Source organism: Phenylobacterium sp. LjRoot225, from assembly GCF_964252855.1.
Lineage (GTDB): Bacteria > Pseudomonadota > Alphaproteobacteria > Caulobacterales > Caulobacteraceae > Phenylobacterium.
On sequence record NZ_CAXUPL020000004.1, the window covers coordinates 472957 to 493729 of the forward strand.

General features: G+C 70.1%; 17 protein-coding genes. 11 read left to right on the plus strand and 6 right to left on the minus strand.

Translation table 11 applies throughout. The annotated features are described in order from the left end of the window. Positions 1 to 64: 64 nt before the first annotated feature. The 5 genes from ACSQ2B_RS22335 to ACSQ2B_RS22355 all read left to right on the plus strand — a co-directional run bounded on the left by ACSQ2B_RS22335 (position 65) and on the right by ACSQ2B_RS22355 (position 4856). Positions 65 to 1144 carry a glycosyltransferase family 9 protein gene (locus ACSQ2B_RS22335; RefSeq protein ID WP_436053396.1) on the plus strand — a complete coding sequence of 360 codons (1080 nt, stop codon included), beginning with the start codon at positions 65 to 67 and terminating at the stop codon, positions 1142 to 1144. A gap of 4 nt (positions 1145 to 1148) precedes the next feature. Then, entirely contained in the window at positions 1149 to 1367 is a 219-nt protein-coding gene (locus tag ACSQ2B_RS22340) for a hypothetical protein (protein WP_436053398.1), read from the plus strand. A 76-nt stretch (positions 1368 to 1443) separates the two neighbouring features. Next, a complete protein-coding gene (locus ACSQ2B_RS22345; RefSeq protein ID WP_436053399.1) occupies positions 1444 to 2175 on the plus strand; it encodes a dienelactone hydrolase family protein in 732 nt (243 codons plus the stop codon). A gap of 116 nt (positions 2176 to 2291) precedes the next feature. Then, positions 2292 to 4151 (plus strand): DUF885 domain-containing protein, encoded by a 1860-nt coding sequence (locus ACSQ2B_RS22350; protein ID WP_436053401.1) that lies wholly within the window; start codon positions 2292 to 2294, stop codon positions 4149 to 4151. 75 nt (positions 4152 to 4226) lie between these two features. After that, positions 4227 to 4856, plus strand: coding sequence for a glutathione S-transferase family protein (locus ACSQ2B_RS22355; RefSeq protein WP_436053403.1), 630 nt, complete (start codon positions 4227 to 4229; stop codon positions 4854 to 4856). 151 nt (positions 4857 to 5007) lie between these two features. Here the strand turns inward: ACSQ2B_RS22355 and ACSQ2B_RS22360 are convergent, their stop codons facing one another. Then, a complete protein-coding gene (locus ACSQ2B_RS22360; protein ID WP_436053405.1) occupies positions 5008 to 5952 on the minus strand; it encodes a LysR family transcriptional regulator in 945 nt (314 codons plus the stop codon). A 149-nt stretch (positions 5953 to 6101) separates the two neighbouring features. Here ACSQ2B_RS22360 and ACSQ2B_RS22365 point away from each other — a divergent pair, with 149 nt between their 5' ends. Together ACSQ2B_RS22365 and ACSQ2B_RS22370 are read left to right on the plus strand one after the other, a co-directional pair. Next, entirely contained in the window at positions 6102 to 7178 is a 1077-nt protein-coding gene (locus ACSQ2B_RS22365) for an HlyD family secretion protein (protein WP_436053406.1), read from the plus strand. A gap of 58 nt (positions 7179 to 7236) precedes the next feature. Next, positions 7237 to 8694, plus strand: coding sequence for an efflux transporter outer membrane subunit (locus ACSQ2B_RS22370; protein WP_436053408.1), 1458 nt, complete (start codon positions 7237 to 7239; stop codon positions 8692 to 8694). 194 nt (positions 8695 to 8888) lie between these two features. On the opposite strand, the gene ACSQ2B_RS22375 is transcribed toward ACSQ2B_RS22370, so the two are convergent. After that, the gene (locus ACSQ2B_RS22375) at positions 8889 to 10892 is read right to left on the minus strand and encodes an elongation factor G (protein WP_436053409.1); all 2004 of its coding nucleotides are present in this window, start codon (positions 10890 to 10892) and stop codon (positions 8889 to 8891) included. A gap of 410 nt (positions 10893 to 11302) precedes the next feature. Between ACSQ2B_RS22375 and ACSQ2B_RS22380 the strand changes: the two genes are divergently transcribed. Together ACSQ2B_RS22380 and ACSQ2B_RS22385 are read left to right on the plus strand one after the other, a co-directional pair. After that, entirely contained in the window at positions 11303 to 12118 is an 816-nt protein-coding gene (locus ACSQ2B_RS22380; protein WP_436053411.1) for a carbon-nitrogen hydrolase family protein, read from the plus strand. Continuing rightward, the gene (locus ACSQ2B_RS22385; protein ID WP_436053413.1) at positions 12115 to 12543 is read left to right on the plus strand and encodes a DUF1178 family protein; all 429 of its coding nucleotides are present in this window, start codon (positions 12115 to 12117) and stop codon (positions 12541 to 12543) included. The genes ACSQ2B_RS22380 and ACSQ2B_RS22385 overlap by 4 nt, the downstream gene beginning before the upstream one ends. 149 nt (positions 12544 to 12692) lie before the next feature. Here ACSQ2B_RS22385 and ACSQ2B_RS22390 read toward each other — a convergent pair whose 3' ends face one another. Beyond that, positions 12693 to 13982 carry a porin gene (locus ACSQ2B_RS22390; protein WP_436053415.1) on the minus strand — a complete coding sequence of 430 codons (1290 nt, stop codon included), beginning with the start codon at positions 13980 to 13982 and terminating at the stop codon, positions 12693 to 12695. A 213-nt stretch (positions 13983 to 14195) separates the two neighbouring features. On the opposite strand from ACSQ2B_RS22390, the gene clpB reads away from it, so the two are divergent. After that, entirely contained in the window at positions 14196 to 16778 is a 2583-nt protein-coding gene (gene clpB / locus ACSQ2B_RS22395; protein WP_436053417.1) for an ATP-dependent chaperone ClpB, read from the plus strand. Positions 16779 to 16878: 100 nt separating this feature from the next. Here clpB and ACSQ2B_RS22400 read toward each other — a convergent pair whose 3' ends face one another. Together ACSQ2B_RS22400 and arfB are read right to left on the minus strand one after the other, a co-directional pair. Continuing rightward, entirely contained in the window at positions 16879 to 17409 is a 531-nt protein-coding gene (locus tag ACSQ2B_RS22400) for a hypothetical protein (protein WP_436053418.1), read from the minus strand. Between the two features lie 92 nt (positions 17410 to 17501). Further along, on the minus strand, positions 17502 to 17924 hold the full coding sequence (gene arfB / locus ACSQ2B_RS22405) for an alternative ribosome rescue aminoacyl-tRNA hydrolase ArfB (RefSeq protein WP_436053420.1): 423 nt from the start codon (positions 17922 to 17924) through the stop codon (positions 17502 to 17504). 163 nt (positions 17925 to 18087) lie between these two features. On the opposite strand from arfB, the gene ilvC reads away from it, so the two are divergent. Then, positions 18088 to 19107: a ketol-acid reductoisomerase gene (ilvC, locus tag ACSQ2B_RS22410; protein WP_436053422.1), complete on the plus strand. Its 1020-nt coding sequence runs from the start codon at positions 18088 to 18090 to the stop codon at positions 19105 to 19107. Between the two features lie 66 nt (positions 19108 to 19173). Here ilvC and ACSQ2B_RS22415 read toward each other — a convergent pair whose 3' ends face one another. Next, entirely contained in the window at positions 19174 to 20652 is a 1479-nt protein-coding gene (locus ACSQ2B_RS22415; RefSeq protein WP_436053423.1) for an NCS1 family nucleobase:cation symporter-1, read from the minus strand. Positions 20653 to 20773: the final 121 nt, after the last annotated feature.

The window sequence follows — 20773 nt, forward strand, 5'->3', positions numbered from 1 at the left end:
CTTGTCTTCCCTTCGCCCCGGTTCCAAAGATCGTCGCCTTCAGATCTCCATGGCGAATCCCACCGTGTCCGAGCCTACCTCCGCCGACCCCAAGCCGCTCACCGAGGCGGACATCGTCAACATGGGCCTCGCCGCCGTCGCGGCCGGCGAGCCCGATCGGGCGGAGCAGCTCTATCGCGGCCTGCTGAGGGTCAAGGCCTCGACGGCCGGCGCGGCGAATCTGGCGGTTCTGCTGCAGGATCAGCTGCGGTTCGCCGAGGCCGAGACCATGCTGCGCGAGACCCTCGAAAGGCTGCCTGAGGATCCGGTGCTGCGTTGGCACATGGCCTTCGTCCTGCTGCGCCAGAGCCGCTACGCCGAGGCCTGGCCCTATTATGACGACCGTCGGGCGCGGCTGGATTGGAACCAGAGGCTGAGCTTCCCGGAATGGGGCGGCGAGCCGATCCGCTCGCTGCTGGTGCTGCCCGAACAGGGATTGGGCGACCAGATCATGTTCGCCCGCTTCGTTCCGCTGCTGCGGGCGCGCGGCATCGAGGTCACCCTGCTCTGCGCGCCGGTCCTGGCGCGGCTGTTCGAGCCGCTCGGGGCGAAGGTGATCCCCGCGGCCGGCGGCGTCGACATCGCCCGTCATGACGCCTGGGTGTTGGCGGGCTCGCTGCCCGGACGCCTCGGTGTCGGCTTCGACGGCGTGCCGGGCGCGCCCTACCTGCCCGGCGATCCTGGCCGGGGCTCGGGCGTCGGCTTCATCGGCAAGGGTAATCCGACCCACGCCAACGACAAGAACCGCTCGCTCCCCGACGCCCTGGTCGCCGAGATCCTCGCCTGGCCGGGCGTGCGCAGCCTGCTGCCGGAGCACACGGGGGCGGTGGACATGGAGGCGACCGCCCGCCTCATCGACGGGCTCGACCTGGTCGTCGCGGTCGACACCGCCGTCGCCCACCTGGCCGGCGCCATGGGCAAGGAATGCTGGGTGCTGCTGCCCTTGGTCGGCGACTGGCGTTGGCCGCACGGCGAGACCGGTACGCCGTGGTATCCTTCGATCCGTCAGTTTCGCCAGCCGAAGGCCGGAGACTGGGCGAGCGTGCTCGCCGAGGTCCGCGCCCAGCTCGAGGCTCGGCAAGACGGGGCCCGCCAGAGGGGATAGGATCATGAGCCAGCCTGTGGTCGTCAAGCCGCGCCGAGGCGTCACGGCCTGGGGCGCGGGCGCGCTCGGGGCGGCGGCGATCGGCGCCCTGGCGCTGGGGGCGGTCGCCGTCGGCAGCCTGGCGATCGGTCGGCTGGCCGTCGGCCGCGTGCGGGTGAAGCGCCTGGTGGTGGACGAGCTCACGGTCCGGCGGCTCAATGTTCTCGAGCGCCACGACCGCTGAGCGGCATCTAAAGCGCCGCCGCTTCGTTGCGGCCCTTTTGACGGCGGGCCGCGGGCCAGGCGGCGAGGAGGTGACGATGATCGAGCAGACGGTCGAGATCCCCACGCGCGGCGGGGCGGCGCCGACCTTCATCACCCATCCTGAGCGCGACGGCCCCCATCCGGTGGTGATTGTTTTCATGGACGCCACCGGCGTGCGCGAGGAGCTGCGCGACATGGTCCGCCGGCTGGCGAGCGTCGGCTACTATGTGATGCTGCCCGACCTCTACTATCGGGCGGAGACCGAGGCGCTTTCGGATTCGGCGGGGGAGGGGGGCGACGAGGTCCTCGAGTGGATGACCAAGCTCTCCGTGGCCGAGGTGCTGGAGGACGCCGAGGCCCTGCTCGACTACGCCGACCGCGACCCGGCGGCGAGCCCAGGACGCGCCGGCTGCATCGGCTACTGCATGAGCGGCCAGTATGCGGTGAACTTCGCCGCGCGGCGCCCGGAGCGGATCGGCGCGGCGGCCTCGATCTACGGGGTCAAGCTGGTCACCGATCGGGACGACAGTCCGCATCTGATGCTCGGCCGGGCGACCGCGGAATTCTACTTCGCCTGCGCCGAGGACGACGGCTGGTCGCCGATCGAGATGGTCGAGGCCCTCGACCAGGCGGCCAGGACCTATGCGCCGACGACCGAGGTGGAGATCCACGAAGGCGCCAGCCACGGCTTCGCCTTCCCGGGACGGCCGACCTACCACAAGGCCGCCTCCGAGCGGTGCTGGGAGCGGGTCCTGGCCCTGTTCCGCCGCCGCCTGCAGCCGGCCTGAGGCCGCCAAGACCGCATTACCGCGATTTAACGGCCGCGCGCGGCGACAGGCCTTGCGGCCTGCGCAGGGCGGGACGTAAAGGCCTATGTCACATCGTGTAACATGGAGCCTCGCCCGTGCTGAGCCGCCGCAACCTCCTGCTTACGGGCGGATCGCTCGCCCTCGTCGGTTGCGCGACCGCCAAGCCCGCGCCGGCCCCTGTCGCTGCGGCGGCCCCGGCGCTCCCGCCGCCGAGCGCCGGCGCCCAGCTTTCGACCACGCTCGACCAGTTCTTCCAGGAAGCCCTGGAGCTCAGTCCGCAGCTGGTGACGACCCTGGGGCTCGACACCGGCGAACGTGCGGCCGCCAAGTCCAGGCTCGACGACGCATCGCTGGCCCAGCTGGAGCGTAATCGCGCGCTCAACGCCGACCAGCTGCGCCGGCTGAAGGCGATCGACCGCACCCAGCTCTCCGGCATGCCGGCGGTCAACTACGACGCGGTGATCTTCGCGACCGAGACCACCGCCGAGGCGGATCGTCGCTTCCCCTACGGCCAGCAGGGCGCTGGCGCGCCCTATGTGCTGAGCCAGCTCACAGGCTCCTACCAGAGCACGCCGAGCTTCCTGGCCACGCAGCACGCCATCGCCACCAAGGCCGACTGCGACGCCTATCTGGCGCGCCTGGAAGCCTTCGCCGAGGTGATGGACCAGGAGACCGAGAGGGCCCGTCGCGATGTCGGCCTGGGCGTCGTCCCGCCGGATTTCGCGGTCGATCGCGCGCTGACCCAGATGAAGGGGCTGCAGGTCGCGCCCGCGACATCCCCGCTGGTCACCTCGTTGACCGACCGGGCGAACGAGAAGGGGATCGCCGGCGACTACGCCGGGCCAGCGGCGAAGATCTTCAGCGACAAGGTCATGCCGGCGCTGGGCCGCCAGATCGCCCTGATGCAGGAGCTGCGGCCCAAGGCGGCGCATGACGCCGGCTGCTGGCGCCTGCCCGATGGGGAGGCCTACTACGCCCTCTCGCTGAAGGTCGGCACCACCACCAACATGACCGCCGAGGAGGTGCACCAGATGGGCCTCGACCAGGCCCGTGAGCTCTCCGCCCGCGCCGACGTCATCCTCAAGGCCCAGGGCATGACCAAGGGCACGGTCGGCCAGCGGATCCACGCGCTCTACAAGGACAAGCGCTACTGGTACGCCAACACCGATGCGGCCAAGGTCCAGCTGATCGAGGATCTCAACGCCCAGGTCCGCGCCATGCAGGCGAGGCTGCCGCAATATTTCGACGCGCTTCCCAAGGCCCCGGTCGAGATCAAGCGGGTGCCCAAGTTCATCGAGGCCGGCGCCCCGGGCGGCTACTACAACACCCCCAGCCTCGACGGCTCGCGGCCGGGCATCTACTGGATCAACCTGCGCGACAGCGCCGAGGTCCCGCGCTGGACCCTGCCGACCCTCACCCACCACGAGGCGATCCCGGGCCACCACCTGCAGCTGTCGCTGCAGCAGGAGGCGGATCTGCCGATGATCCGCCGCGTCAGCTTCTACTCCTCCTACGGCGAGGGCTGGGCGCTCTACGCCGAGCAGCTGGCCAAGGAGATGGGGGTCTATGAGAACAATCCGCTGGGCGAGATCGGCTATCTGCAAGGCGCCCTGTTCCGCGCCGCCCGCCTGGTGGTCGACACCGGCCTGCACGCCAAGCGCTGGAGCCGCGAGAGGGCCATCGCCGTGATGTCGGAGATCGACGGCGAACCGGGCTCCAGCACGGCCACCGAGATCGAGCGCTACAGCGTCTGGCCGGGCCAGGCCTGCTCCTACATGGTGGGCAAGCTCACCTGGCTCCGACTGCGCGAGAAGGCGAAGGCCGCGCTGGGCGACCGCTTCGACATCCGCCAGTTCCACGACGCGACCCTGCTCACGGGCGCCATGCCGCTGGTGGCGTTGGAAGGGGTGGTCGACGGCTACGTCGCCCGCGGCGGCGTCGCGAAGGCGGCGTGAACGAAGGTTGCTGACACGCAGGTGTCAGCAGGGTCCGGGTAGGCGTTCTCGTAGTCCGCCATCAGGAGGTTCGCCATGACCGACAAACTCGTTTTCTACACCAACCCGATGTCGCGCGGCCGCATCATCCGCTGGATGCTGGAGGAGGTGGGGCAACCCTACCAGACCCACGTTCTGGACTACGGCGCGGACATCAAGGCGCCCGCCTACCTGGCGATAAATCCGATGGGCAAGGTGCCGGCCCTGGTTCATGGCGAGACGGTGGTCACCGAGTGCGCGGCCATCTGCGCCTATCTCGCCGACGCCTTTCCTCAGGCCAGCCTTGCGCCTGCGTCGGGCGACCGGGCGCGCGGCCCCTATTATCGCTGGCTGTTCTTCGCCGCCGGCCCGCTGGAGGCGGCCATCGGCGCCAAGGCGCTTGGAGCGGAGCCAACGGCAGAGCAGCAGCGGATGGTCGGGTTCGGCTGCTACGCGGACGTGCTGAACACTCTGGAGAAGGCGGTCGAAGGCCGCCAGCACCTTGCCGGCGACCGCTTCAGCGCCGCCGACCTCTACGTCGGCTCGCATCTGATGTGGGGAATGGGTTTCGGCACGATCGAGAAGCGTCCGGCGTTCGAAGCCTATGTGGCGCCGATGAAGCTGCGGCCCGCCGCGATCAGGGCCGACGAGATCGACGACGCGCTCGTCCAGCCGCAGCCGGCGTGAGGCGCTGGTGTTCAGACGCTTGCGCCGAACGCCCCCTCAGTCGCTTCGCGACAGCTCCCCCGCGTTGCGGTGGAGCATCTACGGCCCAGATCCTCCACCGCGTAGCGGGGGAGGTGTCGGCGAAGCCGACGGAGGGGGCGTTGGCGGCGCCTCAGATCCCCGCCGCGACCCCGCGGATCAGGTCGCGCATCCAGGCGATCGCCGGCTCGACCAGTCGCTCTTTCAGGTAGATCAGGCTGATGTCGACCGAGGGCGAGAGGTAGGGCGGCTCGATCAGCTTGAGCCGGCCGCTCTGCGCCGACATCAGGGCCAGGCGGCGCGGGATCAGGGTGACCATGTCGCTGCGCGACACCACGGCGATGGCCGAATAGCTGTCGGGGACGCTGACGCCGATGCGTCGGGCCAGCCCCTGGGTGGCGAGCGCCGCCTCGAAGGCGCCGGTTTCTTCCCAGCTCGCCCGTGTGACGAACCCGCGCCGCTCCGAGACCTCATCCAGCCCTTGGCGCGCCCCGGCGATGACGACGTGTGGTACCGACACCAGATCCTCCAGCCCCACCCGATCCAGCTGGGCGAGCGGATGCTCGGAGCGCACCACCCAGGCAAGGCTTTCCCGGATGATCACCTCGTGAGCGAAGCGCGCCGGCGCCGCCAGCACCCCGCCGACGGTGAAATCAAGCCTTAGGGCGTCGAGCCGGTCGAAGACGTCGGCGGTGTACTGATCGATGGAGAGTTCCGCCAAAGGCGCCTCGGCGGCCATGCGGCTCACCAGCGGCGGCGTGAGCACTGCGCAGGAGAAGGTGCCGGCCGCGAGCACGAACCGCCGCTCGCTCGTCGCCGGCGAGAAGTCCGCCGGCGCCACCGCCGCCTGGAGCTGCACCAGGGCGGCGTGCACCTGCGGTCCCATCTCGATGGCGCGCGCCGTCGGCTGCATGCCGCTCGGCCCCCGGACGAAAAGTTCGTCGCTCAGCGTGTAGCGCAAGCGATTGAGCGCGTGGCTGACGGCGGACTGGGTGAGGCCCAGCCGGGCGCCGGCTCGCGTCACATTCCGCTCCTCCAGCATGACGTCGAGGACGCGCAGCAGATTCAGATCCAGCATGATGCATCAGGTTCATTCATCCTGTGACAAGGTATCATTTGGATCATCTGCCGGGCAGCTCTATCTCCGAGTCGGTAGGAGATGCGGCGACGCTCGCGGGCGGACGTCCGTGTTCGCTTTTCCGCGATCCCGAGTAGAAGGTCCCGCAGTTGAATCAGACGGATCTCACGGAGAACCGCAACGACGCCCAGGCGCTCGGACAGCGCGACAGCCTGTTGCGCCGGATGCGCTGGCCGTTGATTCTCGGTGGTCCGCTGCTGATCCTTCTGATCGTCGGCTACTTCGTGCTGACGGGTGGCCGATTTGAATCGACCGACAATGCCTATGTGCAGATCGCCAAGGCGCCGGTCGCGCCGTCGATCCCGGGCCGGGTCACCGACATCTACGTCAAGGAGAACCAGTACGTCCGCCGCGGGCAGCTGCTGTTCCGCATCGACGCGCGCGACTACCAGGCCAACGCCGCCGCCGCCCAGGCGCAGCTGGCCTCGGCCGAGCAAGCGGTCCAGGCCCAGCGCGCCGCCTATCAGGAGGCGCTCGCCAGCGCCCAGATGGCCCGCGACACGGTCAAGTTCGCCACCACCGAGGCGACCCGCCAGCGTCGCCTGGCCGCCGCCGGCGTGGCCTCGCAGCAGCAGGTGGACCAGGCGGTCCACGCCGCCCAGCAGGCTCGGCAGCAGCTGGCCGCCGCCGAACAGCAGACGGCCCAGGCCCTGGCCAACCTCGGCGGCGCGCCGAACGGCCCGATCGGCGCCCATCCCTCGGTGATGCAGGCCCAGGCCCAGCTGAACAAGGCCAAGCTGAACGTCTCCTACGCCGACGTCTCCGCGCCGGCCGACGGCATCGTCACGCGCGTCGAGCAGATGCCGGTCGGCACCTATCTGAACGCTTCCCAGACCGCCTTCTGGCTGCTGTCGGGGGCTCCGTGGGTCGAGGCCAACTTCAAGGAAGACCAGCTCGCGCACATGAAGGTGGGCCAGCCGGTCTCGATCAAGGTCGACGCCTATCCCGACGCCGACCTGAAGGGGCATGTCGCCAGCTTCTCGCCGGGCACGGGTTCGGCCTTCTCCGCCCTGCCGGCGCAGAACGCCACCGGGAACTGGGTCAAGGTCGTGCAGCGTCTGCCGGTGCGTATCGACTTCGACAAGACGCCGCCCGGGATGGCGGGCCGTGCGGGCCTGTCCTCTCGCGTGAAGGTTGACGTGCGCGCGCCCGCCCGCGCCGGCTAAGAGGGTCTTTGTGAATATCGCCGACGAGAGCCGCGGGGCGCCCGGGGAAAGCCTGTCCATGCCGCCTTCGAATAGACTTCGCCGTCTCGCCGCCGCCGTCTCGATGCTGGCGCTTGGGGCCTGCACCACCGTCGGACCCGATTTCAAGCGCCCGGCGCCGCCGGAAGGCGCGGCCGGCGCCGGTTACGCCATGGCCGGAGATCCGGTCGCGCCCGGCGTCACCTTGTCGCCCGACGCGCGCAGCGCCGGCCCGTGGTGGGAGGCCTTCGGCTCGCCGGAGCTCAACGCCACCGTGCGCCAGGCCCTGGCTGACAGCCCGACTCTCGCCGAAGCCAATGCGACGCTCGCCCGCGCCCACGCCCAGGCGGCGGCCGCCGCCGGGCGGCAGGCGCCTGAGGTCACCGCCAACGCCGGCGTCGATCGCGAGCGGATCAACATCCAGGCGCTCGGCTTCGGCGGCTTCCCGAACCCGACGGTGACGCTCTATTCGATCGGCGGCGCCGTCGACTACGACCTCGACCTGTTCGGCGGGAAGCGGCGGGCGACGGAAGAGGCCCGGGCCCGGGCCGAAGCCGAGCAGCGCCGCGCGGATGCGGCCTATCTGACCCTGTCCGGCAACGTCGCCATCCAGGCGATGCGGATCGCCAGCCTGCGGGCGCAAATCGCCGCGGTCGAGGCGGTGATCGCCGACGACGAGCGGGTGATCGACATGGTGCGCCGCGCCGAGCGCGCCGGCGGTGAGGCTCCGTCGGCGATCGTCGGCGGCGAATCCCAGCTCGCCGAGGACCAGGCGCTCCTGCCGCCGCTCCGGCGCGACCTCGACGCCGCGCGCCATCAGCTTGCGCTGCTCGCCGGCAAGTCGCCTTCGGAATGGACGCCGCCCGACTTCGACTTCGCGCGCCTGACCGCGCCGGCGTCAGTCCCGGTCAGCCTGCCCTCGACGCTCGTGCGCAACCGGCCCGACATCCTGGCCGCCGAGGCCGACCTGCACGCCGCGACCGCGGCGGTGGGCGTGGCGACCGCCGAGCTCTATCCGAACATCAGCCTCTCGGGCAGCCTGACCCAGACCGCGACCAAGCCGGAGAACCTGTTCAGATATGCCGCCAGCGGCTGGGATCTGGGCCCCGCCGTGAAGATCCCGATCTTCAACGGAAAGGCTTTGCGGGCGGAGCGCCGCGCCGCGGAGGCCGACGCCCGCGCCGCGCTCGCCCGCTACCAGCAGACGGTGCTGCGCGCCTTCACCCAGGTCGCCGACGTCCTGGCCGCGCTGGGCGCCGACCAGCAGTCGATCGCCGCGCTCAACCGCTCGGTCACCGCCTCGGAGGCCAACGCCCGCAACGCCCAGACCGCCTACCGCCTGGGCGGCGGCGCCCTGCTGCAGGTCACCGACGCCCAGCGCCAGCTCAGCCGCGCCCGCCGCGCCCTGATCCAGGCGCAAGGCCAGCAGTTCCTCGACCTGGTGCAGCTCTACGCCGCCACCGCCACCGACTGGCGCCCGGCGGCGTCGGCGACCTGAGCTGCGCCGAGCGCCCGCCGCTCAAAACGTCCGTCATCCCGGACGGCCGATAGGCCGAGCCGGGACCCAGGGGGTTCTGCAGTGCGGCGGCCCCTGGGTCCCGGCTCTTCGCGTAGTTTATCCTCGGGCCGGTCTTTAGCCGGACCCGGGGGCTCCGGCCGGGATGACGGCTTAGGTTGAGCGACCGCTGCCCCTCAAGCCCGCGCCGCCTGTCGTCCTGTCAGCTCGGCCATGTGGTCGAAGTCGGCTTCGAAGGCGCCCAGGCCCTGGGTGAGGCCGCGTAGCTCGGCGATCAGCTGCTGGCGCTCGCTCTGCGGCAGATAGGCCTCGATCCGCTCCCAGCCCCGCCAGTCCTCGCGCGGGCCGAGGCCCAGGATCTGGCCGCGGCGGGCGGTCAGGGCCGAGGTGACGTTCGAGGCGCTGGGCGAGGGCGAATAGACCACCAGCTTTTCGATCGGCTCCAGCAGGATGGTGCCCGACGCCTTCAGCGCGTCCTCGATGGCGAGACGGCCCACCGTGCGGAAGGCCATTTCCGAGGAGTCGACGCTGTGGGTCTGGCCGTCGACCAGGGTGACTTCGAGGTCAGTGACCGGATAGCCCAGCGGTCCCTTGGCCAGGCCGTCGCGGACGCCGGCCTCCACCGCCGGGATCCAGTGCTTGGGCACGGCGCCGCCGACCACCTTCTGCTGGAAGACGAAGCCGGAGCCGCGGGGCAGGGGCTTCACCTCGATGGTCACGTCGGCGAACTGGCCGTGGCCGCCGGACTGCTTCTTGTGCCGCGCCCGCTGGGTGAGGGCGCGCTGGAGGGTCTCGCGATAGGCGGTCTTGGGCTGTTCGGTGTCGATCTCCACCCCGAAGCGTCGCTTCAGCCGCTCGAGGGCGAGCCGCAGATGGCCCTCGCCCTGGCCGGCCAGCAGCACCTGGCGGGATTCCGCGTCGTGGGTCAGCGACAGGCCAGTGTCCTCCTCGATCAGCTTGCCCAGGGCGCCGGAGAGCCGGACGTCGTCCTTGCGGGCCTTGGCGGCGAGCGCCACGGCGAACAGCGGCCGGCGGACGGGATGGGCGGCGGCGCCGGCTTGCGGCTGGCCGGTGAGCGACAGGATCTGGCCGGCCTGGGCCTGCTCCACCTTGCCGATGGCGCAGATGTCGCCCGGCGCGGCCGCGGCGATCTTCTTCAGCGAGGGACCCTGGACGGCGGACAGGCCGCCGGCGCGGCAGCGATCGCCCGTCGGCAGGACGAGCTCCGCCCCGTCCTCCAGCTTGCGGCCGAAGACCCGGGCGTAGGCCATCTTGCCGGACTGGCCGGCGTAGGCCGCCTTCAGCACATAGGCCCCGGCGCCTTCGACCCCGAGACGGGCCGCGGCGCGCTCCGGCAGGGGGGCTTCGTGGCGCAGCGCCTTGAGCAGTCGCCGGACGCCGAAGCCGTTGTGGGCCGAGCCGAAGAAGACCGGCACGATCTGGCCCTGGTTCATCTCGCGCACCAGGTCGGTGAAGACGGCGTCGCGGCTGGGCGTCATGTCGGACAGCAGCTGTTCCAGCAACTCGTCGTCGAAGTCGGCGATCTGCTCCAGCATGTGGAAGCGCGCGTTGGTCTCCGTCTCGCGCAACTCCGGCGGGATCTCCACCGCCGGCTCGCCCGGCCGGTAGACGAAGGCCCGTTCGAGGGCGAGGTCGATGTAGCCGGAGACGCGCTCGCCTTCGAGGATCGGGATCTGGCGGGCGACCAGCGGGGCGTTGCTGACGGGCGCCAAGGCGTCCAGCAGCTCCTGCAGGGAGCCGCGCGCCTGGTCCATCTTGTTGACGAAGAGGGCGTGGGGCACGCCCAGCCGCTCGAGGTCGCGCAGCGTCGGCTGCAGGAGCGCGGCCTTGGCGGGGTCGGGCTCGGCCACCACCACCGCGAGGTCCACGGCCGGGAGGGCGGCGTCCAGGTCGGCGCAGAACTCCAGCGATCCGGGGCAGTCGATCACCGCATAGCGGTCGCCCATGAACTCGAAGTCGGCGAGGTTCAGCTCCACCGAATGGCCGTGGGCGCGGGCCTCGGGGCTGGCGTCGCCGATCTTTTCGGCGGCGGCTCCGTCAGGGCGTCGCTCCACCGCGCCGGTGGCCAGCAGCAGGGCTTCCATGAGCGTGGTCTTGCCGGAGTTCGTGGGGCCCACGAGCGCAAGCGCTCGTACGGACCCCGCTGACTGGATCGGCATGTTCGTCCTCCCATCAGTTCGGGCGCCTGGACGCCCCCGAGCCGGGGTTTCGAACGCGTCGAAGGCGCGATGACGGACGGTCGCGGACCGATAGTGACGAGGGCGCGGCCGCCCATGGATGAAAGCCTATGCCTGCTTTCGAGGCATGGCGAGTCGCGGATTGCGCAATTTTCCGCGGAACGTTTCCCCTCACGTGACATCCTGGAAAGCGCAGCGCTTGTCCGGGACCCATGAACACGGCGCGGCTCGATAAGAAGGCGGCGCTGCTGCAGTTCACCCCAACGCGCCGTGTTCATGGGTCCCGGTCTTTCGCTGCGCGAAAACCGGGATGACAGGTGAGGGGGAGGGGGATCAGTGGGACAGCTCGAAAATAACCCCCTGAAAAGCCAATCCCTATATTGTAGCTCAAGATGAAGGTCGCACTCGTCCAGACCCGCACCCCTGCGACGCCCGAGGCGGCGCGCGACCACGTGCTGCCGCTGGTGCGCGAGGCCGCGGCCGCGGGCGCCCAGCTGATCGCCACGCCCGAGGGGACCAATGTCCTGCAGAAGGACCGCGACACGCTCGCGCCGCTGCTGCGGTCGTTGGAAGCCGACCTCGTCGTCCAGGCCCTGCGCCAGGAGGCCCGCGACCTGGGCGTCGCCATCCTGATCGGCTCGGCCCTGGTGCGGCGCGAGGACGGCAGGTTCGCCAACCGCCAGGTGCTGGTCACCGCCGAGGGCGAGATCGCCGCCACCTACGACAAGCTGCACATGTTCGACGTCCAGCTGCCGAACGGCGAGACGGCGCGGGAATCGGCGACCTACGAACCGGGCGACCGGGCCGTTGTCGTCGAGGCCTGCGGCACGAAGCTCGGCCTGACCATCTGCTACGACATCCGCTTTCCCGCCCTGCACCGGGCGCTGGCGCTGGCCGGCGCGGAGGTGCTGACGGTCCCGGCCGCCTTCACCCGCCCGACCGGCCAGGCGCACTGGGAGGTGCTGTTGCGCGCCCGGGCCATCGAGACCGGCAGCTTCGTGCTGGCCCCGGCCCAGGGCGGACTCCACGAGGACAGGCGTGGCACCTACGGCCATTCCATGGTGATCGGCCCCTGGGGCGAGGTGCTGGCGCATCTTGACCATGACGCGCCGGGCGTGCTTCTCGCCGACCTCGATCTGGCGGCGGTCGCCAAGGCCCGCCGGGCGATACCTGCGCTCCTCAATGCGCGACAGTTCGAAGGACCATGATCCGCTACGCCCTCATCTGCGACCACGCGCACGAGTTCGAAGGTTGGTTCGGCTCGTCCGGCGACTTCGACGACCAGCAGGCCCGCGGCCTGATCGAATGCCCCATGTGCGCCACCAAGGACGTGCGCAAGCAGATCATGGCCCCGGCCGTGGCCGGCACCCGACGCACGGTCCAGGACGAGGGCGGCTCCTCCCAGGCGATGATGCTGGAGGCCATGGGCCGGCTGCGGCGGCACGTGGAAGAGAACTTCGACGACGTCGGCGACACCTTCGCCAAGGAGGCCCGCGCCATCCACGAGGGCAAGTCCGAGGTGCGCGGCATCTACGGCCAGGCGACGCCCACGGAGGTGCGCGACCTGGTCGAGGACGGCGTGCCCGTCGCCCCCCTGCCGCCCGAGCCGCCGAAGAAGACCGAGCTGAACTGAGGAGCAGGGGTGGCGGAGAGGCCGCAACGCCCCCTCCGTCTTGCTGCGCGAGCCACCTCCCCCGCTCCGCGGTGGAGGATCTGGGTCGCTCCACCGCGAAGCGGGGGAGCTGTCAGCGAAGCTGACTGAGGGGGCGTTCGGCGCCGACTTTAGAACGCCGTCCGCAGTCCCACCGAGAGAAGGTAGCCGGCTCCCTTCACCGTACCGGCCAGGTTGGTCCGGATTTCCGCGGCCGTGCCGGCGTAGAAGGCGTCGCTGCGGTCGATCCGGCTCTTCTTGAAGCTGATGTAAGCCAGGCCCGCGTCGAGCTTCATACGCTTGGTCACGTTGGCGGTGGCGCCGACGGCATAGAGCCAGCGATCGCCATCGGGCACGCGGGCCGTGCGGCCGACGTTCGGGGTCGGCGTCGGGTCGTACTGCACCCCGGCGCGGAGCGTCAGCGCCGGGTTCGCCGCATAGTCGACGCCGACGCCGCCGGTGGTGACGTCCTTGTAGTCCTGCGCGATGGTCTGCAGCCCGGTCGCGGTCCGCACTTGGATGGCGTCGAACTCGCCCCAGCCGATGCGCTGCACCTGGCCGTTCAGGGTGAGCTGGTCGGTCAGGGCGTAGCGGGCGCCGAGGGTGGCGATCCATGGCGTGGTGAAGGTCGCCGAGGCGTCGACGGTTTGGTTGGCGGCCGCCGGCAGCGGCGGCAGCAGGCCGCTCACCGCGACGCTGCCCTTCAGCCTGTGCTCGATCTTGGACTTGTAGCTGGCGCCCAGGGTGAGCCGACCGAGATGCGCCTGGCCGCCCACCGCCCAACCCCAGTCCCAGCCCTCTCCGGCCAGCTGGGTGGCGCCGTCCGGCAACAGGGGCGAGAGGTTCGGATTGGCGCTGGACAGCCGCGCATCCGAGCGCTCGGCGTTGGCCGAGGCGCCGAGGTCCAGCCAGTCGGTCACCCGCACGGCGGCCGTGAGCTGAATGTCGACGGTGCGCAGGTCCGAGGTCAGGGCGTCGTAGCGCGTCCAGGCCGTCGGCTCGTACTTGGTCGTGAAGTTGTAGGGGGCCGAGACCGAGAGGCCGACGGCGAGGCGGTCGCCGACCGGGCTGGCGATGGCGGCGTTGGGCAGGAGGCCCGGCTCGATGGGCTTGAAGGCGCGCGGCTGGCCCCGGATCGGCAGGGTGACGCCGCCAGGATAGGTGAGGGTCGAGCCGGTGTTGCCGACGCTGCCGTCGACGATGAGGCCGTGGGCGCCGAAATAGGCCTCCCGGCCGGAGCGGGCGATGGCGGCGGGGTTCCACCACAGCGAGGCGACGCCGGTGTCGGCGACCTCGCCGGAATAGGCCCGGCCCGCGCCGCGGACCGATTGTTCCTGCAGATAGAAGCCGCCGGCCTGGGCCTCGGCGGCGAGCGCTGCGGCCGTGACGGCCGCCGACGCGAATAATCGTGTCTTGCGCATGGGTCCTCCCAGGACGAACTGTCTTTTGGGAAGAGAACTGCCTCCGCGACCGGTGGTTGCGCGGCGGCGATCGAAGCGGTGGCTCCGACAGTCGCCGATGGTCGTTACGCCGGTGGATGGGGCTTGTGTGGCCGATCTGCCACACTAAATGAGCTCAAGCCCGGTTGCGCTTATTCAAGGCGGCCGGGGACGTTCCGCCTCAAGAGGGGACCCATGAACATCGATCTCTATTCAGACCGCGCCAAGCAGGCGGTCCAGTCGGCCCAGAGCCTGGCGCTGGCCAGGCGTCACCAACAACTCGCCCCGGAGCACCTTTTGAAGGTGCTGCTGGAAGAAAAGGACGGCCTGACCCGCGCGCTGATCCAAAGCGCCGGCGGCCGGCCCGACGAAGCCGACCGCGCCGCCGACGCAGCGCTGGGCAAGCTGCCGAAGGTCGAGGGCGGCTCCGGCCAGCTCTACATGAAGCCCGAGACCGCTCGCGTCTTCGCCGACGCCGAGGAGGGCGCGAAGGCGGCGGGCGATTCCTTCGTCACCACCGAGCGGCTGCTGATCGCCGTCGCCAAGGAAGGCGGCGAGGCGGCGGCCGCCCTGAAGGCCGCCGGCGTCACCGCCAAGGGTCTGGAAGAAGCGGCCACGGCCGTCCGCAAGGGCCGCACGGCCGATTCAGCCTCGGCCGAGGAAGGCTATGACGCCCTGAAACGCTATGCCCGCGACCTCACCCAGGCCGCCCGCGACGGCAAGCTCGACCCGGTGATCGGCCGCGACGAGGAGATCCGCCGGACCATCCAGGTCCTCTCCCGCCGCAGCAAGAACAACCCGGTGCTGATCGGCGAGCCCGGCGTCGGCAAGACTGCCATCGTCGAAGGCCTGGCGCTGCGCATCATCAACGGCGACGTGCCGGAGAGCCTGAAGGACAAGAAGCTCCTGTCGCTCGACATGGGCTCGCTGATCGCCGGCGCCAAATACCGCGGCGAGTTCGAGGAACGGCTGAAGGCGGTGCTGAACGAGGTGATCGCCGCCGAGGGCTCGATCATCCTGTTCATCGACGAGATGCACACCCTGGTCGGCGCCGGGAAGAGCGAAGGCGCGATGGACGCCTCCAACCTCTTGAAACCCGCCCTCGCCCGAGGCGAGCTGCACTGCGTCGGCGCCACCACGCTCGACGAGTACCGCAAGCACGTGGAGAAGGACGCCGCCCTGGCGCGGCGCTTCCAGCCGGTCTTCGTCCAGGAGCCGACGGTGGAGGACACCATCTCCATCCTGCGCGGCCTGAAGGAGAAGTACGAGGTGCACCATGGGGTGCGCATCTCCGACAGCGCCATCGTGGCGGCCGCGACCCTCTCGAACCGCTACATCGCCGACCGCTTCCTGCCGGACAAGGCGATCGACCTCATCGACGAGGCCGGCAGCCGCGTGCGCATGGCGGTCGACTCAAAGCCCGAGGAGCTGGACGAGATCGACCGGCGCATCGTGCAGCTGAAGATCGAACGCGAAGCGCTGTCGAAGGAGCACGACTCCGCCTCCAAGGCCCGCCTCGAAAAGCTCGAGGAGGAGCTGGAGGGGCTCGAGGCCGACTCCGAGGAGATGACCGGGCGCTGGCGGGCCGAGAAGGACAAGGTCGGCCAGGCCGCCCAGGCCCGCGAGGCCCTGGACCGGCTGCGCGCCGAGCTGGTCACCGCCCAGCGCCGGGGCGACCTGCAGCGCGCCTCGGAGATCGCTTATGGCGAGATCCCGCAGCTGGAGCGCCGCCTGGCCGAGGAAGAGGCCAAGGCCGAGAAGGACGCCGTCTCGCCGGAAGTGGTCGACGCCGAACAGGTCGCCGCCGTGGTCTCTCGCTGGACCGGGGTGCCGGTCGAGAAGATGCTGGAAGGCGAGCGCGAGAAGCTGCTCTCCATGGAGAACAATCTGCGGGAGCGGGTGGTCGGCCAGGAAGAAGCGCTCTTGGCCGTGTCGGACGCGGTACGGCGTGCGCGCGCCGGACTGCAGGACCCGAACCGGCCGATCGGCTCCTTCCTGTTCCTGGGGCCGACGGGCGTCGGCAAGACCGAGCTCACCAAGGCGCTGGCGGAGTTCATGTTCGACGACGAGCACGCCATCACCCGCCTCGACATGAGCGAGTACATGGAGAAGCACTCGGTCAGCCGGATGATCGGCGCGCCGCCCGGCTACGTCGGCTATGACGAAGGCGGGGCGCTGACCGAGGCGGTGCGGCGCAGGCCCTACCAGGTCGTGCTGTTCGACGAGATCGAGAAGGCCCACCCGGACGTCTTCAACATCCTCCTTCAGGTCCTGGATGACGGCAGGCTGACCGACGGCCAGGGCCGGACGGTCGACTTCCGCAACACCCTGATCATCATGACCTCCAACATGGGGTCGGAATATCTGGCGAGCCTGGCGGACGGCGACGACGTGGAGACGGCGAGGCCCGCGGTCATGGAGGTGGTCCGCCACCATTTCCGGCCCGAGTTCCTCAACCGGATCGACGAGATCATCCTCTTCAAGCGGCTCGGCCGGGCGGAGATGGACAATATCGTCCGCATCCAGCTGAAGCGGTTCGAGAAGCTGCTGGCCGACCGGCGGATGACGCTGTCGCTCGACGATGCGGCCCTGCACTGGCTGGCCGAGCGCGGCTACGACCCGGTCTATGGCGCGCGGCCGCTGAAGCGGGTGATCCAGAAGGAGCTGGTCGACCAGGTCGCCCGCAAGCTGCTCGCCGGCGACCTGGAAGACGGCCAGGTGATCGAGGTCGGCTCGTCCGGCGACGGCCTGGCGATCGACCGCGCCAAGGTGCACTGAGGCCGGCGCCGAACGCCCCCTCCGTCTCGCTACGCGAGCCACCTCCACCGCTTGCGGGGGAGCTGTCAGCGAAGCTGACTGAGGGGGCGTTCGGCCGCCCCTACAGCGCCAGCGGGCTTACCTTGCCGCCCTGGGTCACCACCCGTTTCATCAGCGCGATCCCGCCGCCTTCGCCCGAGGGGGGCTTGGCGATGGTGATGGCGTACCAGGCGCCGTCCGGCAGGCCGGAGAAGCTGAAGCGGTTGTCGGCGTCGCAGGTGGTGCGCCGCACGAAGGCGGAATAGTCGCCGGCGGGGGCGGAGGGCGTCCGCGCGCGAACCGCTTCGGCCGGCTCCGCGGCGGCCTCGCTCGAACGATAGAGCACCTGCATCCGCCGTCGCGTCCAGGCCGTCTCCGGCGTCAGGATCACCGTGGCGTGGGCGCAGTTGAAGCGGGCCTTGCCCTGCCGGTAGGTCACGCGCCCGGCGATCCCGCCGCGGCCGGCCTCGGTCGACCAGGCGAAGTCCGCGGCGCTGAAGCTCGAAGACGCCGGTGGGCGCGGACCGCCGGGCGGCGGCGGACCGAGCGTGGGGGTGCAGCCGGCCAGGACGGCGGCTGCGGCGAGGACGGAAAACATCGGGGCGCGCGACATGTGCCTCACCATAGGAGCTTCTTGGGCTCTCGAAAAACCGCCATTTGCGGCGGAGAGATGGCGAAGGGATGGCGAAGTCGTCCGAGCACGGGCTAATCCATCCCCGGCTTGCCGCGCATCGCCTTGACGCCGCCCCGGCGGACCTTGCCTTCCACCCGCCGTTTCTTCGACGCTAGCGTCGGCCGGGTCTTCTTGCGCTTCGGGGGCGGCGGCTCGGCCGCCTTGCGGATCAGGGCGAACAGCCGGTCCTGGGCGTCGGCTCGGTTCATCTCCTGGGACCGGTGGCTCTGGGCCGTGATCACCAGCACGCCCTCCTGGGTCAGACGCGAGCCGGCGAGATCGTAGAGCCGGGCGCGCACCGGCTCCGGCAGGGCCGGCGAGAGGCGCACGTCGAAACGCAGCTCCACGGCGTTGGAGGTCTTGTTGACGTGTTGCCCTCCGGGTCCGGAGGCGCGAATGGCCTTCCAGACGAGCTCGCTTTCGGAGAGCGCGATGGCGGGCGTGACGTCGATCATCGCCGATCAACTGCCATGCTTCGCGCTTGGATGCGACGTCTCGCGGCGATCTCGTCGGCGGCGAACCCTTGACCTCGGGGCAAAAAAACGCTTGAGAGCCCGCGCTTTGCCGCGCGCGCGCCAACGTCGCCGTGCGGCCTTCTTTCGGTTCAGGAGAACAATCATGCGCGTCTACTACGACCGCGACGCCGACATTTCCCGCATCCTGGACAAGAAGATCGCCATCGTAGGCTACGGCTCCCAGGGCCGCGCGCACGCGCTGAACCTGGTCGACTCCGGCGCCAAGAACGTCGCGGTCGCCCTGAAGGCCGGCTCCGCCACCGCCAAGAAGGTGGAAGCCGACGGCCTGAAGGTGATGACGGTCGCCGCCGCCGCGGCCTGGGCCGACGTGCTGATGATCCTCGCGCCCGACGAACATCAGGCGCAGATCTACAAGACCGAGATCCAGGACAATATCCGCGACGGCGCAGCCCTGCTGTTCGCCCACGGCCTCAACGTTCATTTCGGCCTGATCGAGCCGAAGGCGAGCGTCGACGTGCTGATGGTCGCGCCGAAGGGCCCGGGCCACACGGTGCGCGGCGAATACCAGAAGGGCGGCGGCGTGCCCTGCCTGATCGCCATCCATCAGGACAGCACCGGCGGCGCCATGGACCTGGGCCTCGCCTACGCCTCGGCGATCGGCGGCGGCCGCTCGGGCGTCATCGAGACCAACTTCCGCGAGGAATGCGAGACGGATCTCTTCGGAGAGCAAGCGGTGCTCTGCGGCGGCCTGGTGGAGCTGATCCGCGCCGGCTTCGAAACCCTGGTCGAGGCGGGCTACGCGCCTGAAATGGCCTATTTCGAGTGCCTGCACGAAGTGAAGCTGATCGTCGACCTCATCTACGAGGGCGGCATCGCCAACATGAACTACTCGATCTCCAACACCGCCGAGTACGGCGAGTACGTGACCGGTCCGCGGATCGTCACCGCCGAGACCAAGGCCGAGATGAAGCGCGTGCTGGACGATATCCAGTCCGGCCGCTTCGTGCGCGACTTCATGGTCGAGATGCAGTCCGGCCAGGCGTCGTTCAAGGCGATCCGTCGCCGCGGCTCCGAGCACCAGATCGAGGATGTCGGCCAGCGCCTGCGCGCCATGATGCCCTGGATCACCAAGAACAAGCTGGTGGACACCGCGCGCAACTAGGCGTCAGCCACATCGGACTTATGGAAAGGCCCGGGGGAGACCCCGGGCCTTTTTCGTTGGCGGCCGCTACTCCGCCGCCGCTATCGCCGTCGCACGGCTCGGCGCGCGCCGCATGAGCAGGGTGTAGGCGCCGAGCGCGAGCAGGACGCCCACGAACCAGGCGTAGGTGTAGACCCCCGACCAGAAGGGGGCGACGCCGGCGAAGCTTGCCGGGGCAGCGGCCTTGAGGAAGCCGGGAACATTGGGCGCCACGCCCAGGGCGAAGGCGATCAGGGCCGCCGGGTTCCAGCCGCGCCGATAGGCGTAGACGCCGGCCTCGCGATAGAGGGCTTCGACATCGAGCCGGCCGCGCCGGACGAGCCAGTAGTCGGCGATCAGAATGCCGGCGATGGGGCCCAGCAGGGCGCCGTAGCCGGTCAGCCAGGTGAAGATGTAGCCGTCGGTGGTGGCCATCAGCTTCCACGGCATGATCACCAGGCCGATCGCGGCGGTCGCCAGGGCGCCGGTGCGATAGGAGATCCGCGCCGGCGACAGCGAGGCGAAGTCATAGGCCGAGCAGACCAGGTTGGCGGCGATGTTGCACGACACCGTGTCGACGGCGATCACCACCAGGCCGAGCAGGACGAAGGGCCCGGCCATCGAGCCGGCCAGCTGCACCGGGTCCCAGATCGCCTTGCCGTAGATCACCACCGTGGCCGAGGTGGTCATCACGCTGATGAGGGTGATCAGTCCCATGGTCGGCGGCAGGCCCAGGGTCTGGCCGATGATCTGGTCGCGCTGGCGGCGGGCGAAGCGCGTGAAGTCGGGGATGTTGAGCGCCAGGGTTCCCCAGAAGCCCACCATGGCGGTGAAGGCGGGCAGGAAGACCGCCCAGAACTGTCCGGCCTTCGGACCGCCCGGGACGAAGGCCGAGGGCGCGCTGAGGATCGGGCCGACGCCGCCCGCCCGGCTCACCGCCCACCACAGCAGGGCGCAACAGGCGAGGATCTTCAGCGGCGCGGTCCAGGTCTCCAGCCGCCGGATCGTCGTCAGCCCCTTGCGCACGAAGAAGAGCTGCGCGCCCCAGAAGACCAGGAAGGCGGCCAGCTGGCCGGCGCCGATGCCGAGGGCCGGCAGCATCGGTCCGCGAAGGTCGGCATGGATGGAGATGCCGAGCAGGGTGAGCAACGCCTCGCCGCCGATCCAGGTCTGGATGCCGTACCAGCCGCAGGCGACGAGCGCGCGCGCCAGCGCCGGCAGCCGGGCCCCCTGGACGCCGAAGGACGAGCGGATCAGCACGGCGAAGGGAACGCCGTAGCGCGCGCCGGGGTGGGCGATCAGCAACATGGGAATGAGGATGACGATGTTGCCGAGCAGCACCGTCACCGTCGCCTGCGCCGCCGACATGCCCTGCTCGATCAGGCCGGCGGCCAGCATCCAGGTCGGGACCGCGACGATCATGCCGATCCAGAGCGCGGTGAAATGATACCAGGCCCAGTTGCGCTGCGCCGCGCTGGTCGGCGCCAGGTCCGGGTTCCAGAGCGTCTCGTCGGACTGCGTCGCCATGCCATGCCCCCCTCAAGGTCGGGCACAGCGAGCATGGGCCTGATGACTCTGGGCAAACCAAACCTGCATTTCGCCCGAGCAGCGGTCAAAATGCGTCGGAGATGGACGCTTTTCGGTTCAG